Raw genomic sequence first — 3780 nt, 5'->3', positions numbered from 1 at the left:
CAAAACCCTTCCCCTAATCGGATGCGGTGGATCGCGAATCGAGAAACCCATAGCCATTTTGCAGCAAGAACTTCTCGTCGGGACGAACTTGTTGGAAGCCTTCCCGAAAGAATTCTTGCGAAGAATCGAAATGCCACGCAGATAGCCGTTTGTCGTCCGGGGATTTGCGGAGGTAGTCCTTCAGAGAGCATTCTTGAAGCGACTTGATTCCATCAACGACGCAAGCGGCGTTGATCTCAGCTCCTTCAAGATTGGTGTGCGTCCAGTCATTCTGCGTGAATAGGTCGCGTCCGACTTTTGCCTCGCCAAGTTCTTCATAGCGGCGCGCTACGATCTCATTCAGGTCAATGAACAGGACGCCGGTTTGTTCAGCGGCTTCTCGTGCCCAAAGACCGTAGTCTTTGTCCGATCGAATCACGCGACCGTCCTGCCAGCGATCACGCGGTACCTGCGACAAAACGATGGGGATGGCTCCATTGGCTTTCGCATCGGCAACGTATTTTCTCAGGTACCAGCCGAAACTGCGAACGGTTTCTGCCTTGCCCGTCGCATCCATCACTCCGTCGATCGATTCATCGCCATTGCCTTTGATGGACGCGCGAGGTCGATCGCCCTCGAACATCTTGCCGCCATCATTGTGACCGAACTGCATCATCACGAAGTCGCCTTCGCGTAAACGATCGAGCGATTTCTGCCATAATCCTTCGGTCAGATACGTACGACTGCTGCGTCCACCGAGCGCACGATTTTCAACTTCGAGCTTTTCGGGATCAAAATGTTTGTCGATCACTTGTCCCCAACCAAACAGGCCACCTTCACCGCGGCCTCGACCATTCTTGACGGTTGAGTCACCGATTAAAACCAAGCGACGTCTGTCGCTTTCAGATTCCGGTTTTGAATGCGAGGTTGATGGATCGACGTGGCTCGGTTCTGCTTCACGCGCGACGCTTACCATAACTGCGATCCCTCACATCAGTCCAGGTGACATCAGAAATTTCCGGGTGCCATTACCTCCTACTATCGACGAACAAGCCGCGATCGCCGAAGTGCTGTCCGATATGGACGCCGAGATCGCCGCGTTTGAACGCCGCCGCGAGAAGACGTCAATGCTCAAGCAGGGAATGATGCAGGAACTGCTAACCGGAAGAACGAGATTGATATGAGCGAAGAAAGGGGCAAACAACCGATCGTCGAACACAAGTTGCCTCAGGCAATCGGCCACGCGAGCTTCAAGCCCACATTGTGCATCGGACTCGATATCGCTTGGTTTGGAGGCTCGAAAAGCAACAAGAGTTCCCAATACGATTTCCTCGTCGCGGCTTTGGTCTCTGAGACTGCGGTCGAACCACAAGTCGCACACCTACGAGTTCCACTAAGGGATCGTGATCCCGAGGCGAAGCAAACATGTGAAGCGTTGAACGAATTGATCGAAAAGTTTGACAGAGACATTGAGCAAGTTGTTTTTGCGATTGATGCTCCTCTACAGGCAGCGTGCCGGAACTTCCCCACGAGATCTGCTGTCCCAGCAAAGGGAACTGTATGCCGACGCGCTTGCGAGGACTATTTGGGCTGCAAGAGGAAGGTGATTGACAAAGCTGCTGGCGGCGCAAAGGGATGGCAACCAAATATCCAGCCGGGTGCTCCCCTCGCACCGCGAATCGAGGCACTGATCGATGGCCTGCCAAGTCAATTCAAGCTGTGGACTCCCGAGAACTCGGGTGAGCATAAGCTCGCCATAGAGTGCTTTCCTGCTGAGGCAATCTGGGCAGCCAAGCGGATGAACTACATTCACGCCAAATCGATTTGCAGTGACTTCCGAATTCTAATGGAGCGGATCGTCGAGACAGTGTTTTTGGCCGACGTAGTTCAGCGGCACCGACGGTCCATCAACACGATGGGAAAAATTGGAAGTCTGGTAAAGATAAACTCCGCGGACTGCAACTTAGTCGATGAAATGATGACCAAGTATTCCTGTTACGAGCACAGCCAGTCGAGTGAAGCGCCGGTGGACGTACCCGATCCCGACGAGATTGAGAAAGATATTGACAGAATGGTCAGCTGGCATTCCGAGTTTTCAAAACGCGTTTGATTCTATTTGGCGGCTGGAGCATTCATGCCTGAACAACCTCGATCAGAACGCGAAACACAGATCCGCGTTGCCAAGCGATTTACGGATCAATCCCATCCAAAATATTTGGGATATCGGCATCTCGGTGACTGGAGCACGCGAGAAAACAATCGCCCGATCGAAACAGAGTATCTAACGGCGAACTTGGTCGATCGTGGATACTCCGACGCTCAAATCTCTGCAGCGACTCAAAAGCTGTTGGCGGCTGCCGATACGACTGGCGTTTCGCTCTACCAAGCGAACATGCGGACCTATCAGTTGCTTCGGTACGGAGTTCAAGTTCAGACCGCTGCTGGGCAATCTCACCAAACCGTTCATCTAATTGACTGGGACCACCCAGACAAGAACGACTTTGCGATTGCTGAAGAGGTGACACTTCGCGGTGGCTATGAACGACGTCCCGACATTGTCATCTACATCAACGGGATCGCCGTCGGTGTGCTTGAACTGAAACGTCATTCGGTCGGGATCGCCGATGCCATCGAGCAACTGCGCACCAACCAGGAGGAGATTTTCAACAAAGGGTTCTTCGCCGCAGTGCAGCTCGTGTTCGCAGGCAATGATTCCGAGGGTTTAAAATACGGGACGACGGGTACACCAACCAAGTTCTTTGCCGAATGGAAGACCGAAGACCACGCTGATCGTTTGGGCGGCAGTGACGCCGTCAAGGAGAGGCTAGGGGCCTACCAGACCCAGGCCCAAGTCGGCAGTCCAAGTGATGGGGAAGCCGAGGCGGGTTACTTACTTGACGAACCAATTGCCGAGATGTGCGAGAAGACTCGGTTGCTGGACCTGATCCGCAATTTCATCATCTTTGATGCTGGCCAGAAAAAGGTCCCACGCGTTCATCAGTTTCGCGGGGTCAAGGCGGCGCAAGAACGAATCCGGCAAGAGGAGGGCGGGGTCATCTGGCATACCCAGGGCAGCGGCAAGAGCATTCTGATGGTGCTGATCGCCAAGTGGCTGCTGGAGCACGACTCGAACGCTCGAATCCTGATCGTGACCGACCGCGACGAACTGGATAAACAAATCGAAGGCGTGATGCGAAACGCCGGAGTCATTGGCACCGATTCCGCCTCGCCGCGAGTCACTTCCCGGGCGGAGTTTGAAGAGAAAATTGGCGAGACAACACCGCGCGTTTTGTGTGCTCTGATTCACAAATTCGAGCCAGATCTGAAAGCCAAAAAGCCACCGATCCACGGTCAGTTCTACGTCTTCGTCGACGAGTGCCACCGGACGCAGGGTGGCGACATGAACAAGCAGATGAAACGTTGGCTGGGCGATGCGATCTTTATCGGTTTTACCGGAACGCCGCTGCTTCGCAAAGACAAAACGATGACTCGCGATGTCTTCGGCACGAACATCCACACCTACAAGTTCCATGAAGCGGTGCGGGACAAGGTGGTTTTGGACCTGAAATACGAGGCTCGTAGCGTTCCCCAGCGTCTGACGACTCGCACCGAAATTGATGCGTGGTTTGATCAAGCGACGCGAGGGCTAAACAACTTTCAACGTGCCGTACTGCGAAAGCGTTGGGCGACGATGGAAGAGCTGATGAGCTCCGGTGAACGCAAACAACGGATCGTCGGCAACCTGATTCATGACTTTCGGGTTAAGCCGCGACTCAACGACCACCGAGGAACCGCCATTTT

At 53.8% G+C, this 3780-nt stretch carries 4 protein-coding genes; 3 read left to right on the top strand and 1 reads right to left on the bottom strand.

The features are described 5' to 3' along the window. Window positions 1-13: 13 nt before the first annotated feature. On the bottom strand, window positions 14-955 hold the full coding sequence (locus tag RE6C_RS19035) for a rhamnogalacturonan acetylesterase (protein WP_008659147.1): 942 nt from the start codon (window positions 953-955) through the stop codon (window positions 14-16). Between RE6C_RS19035 and RE6C_RS33285 the strand changes: the two genes are divergently transcribed. The 3 genes from RE6C_RS33285 to RE6C_RS19020 form a co-directional block, all read left to right on the top strand. After that, on the top strand, window positions 837-1163 hold the full coding sequence (locus tag RE6C_RS33285; RefSeq protein WP_201766883.1) for a restriction endonuclease subunit S: 327 nt from the start codon (window positions 837-839) through the stop codon (window positions 1161-1163). The two genes, RE6C_RS19035 and RE6C_RS33285, sit on opposite strands and share 119 nt — an antisense overlap. 419 nt (window positions 1164-1582) lie before the next feature. Further along, entirely contained in the window at window positions 1583-2089 is a 507-nt protein-coding gene (locus RE6C_RS31790; RefSeq protein WP_144054830.1) for a hypothetical protein, read from the top strand. 24 nt (window positions 2090-2113) lie between these two features. Beyond that, the coding region (locus tag RE6C_RS19020; RefSeq protein ID WP_039962579.1) for a type I restriction endonuclease subunit R at window positions 2114-3780 on the top strand (1667 nt) is incomplete at its 3' end.

It is taken from the genome of Rhodopirellula europaea 6C (assembly GCF_000338295.1).
GTDB lineage: Bacteria > Planctomycetota > Planctomycetia > Pirellulales > Pirellulaceae > Rhodopirellula > Rhodopirellula europaea.
This window is presented reverse-complemented; position numbering and strand designations above follow the sequence as displayed.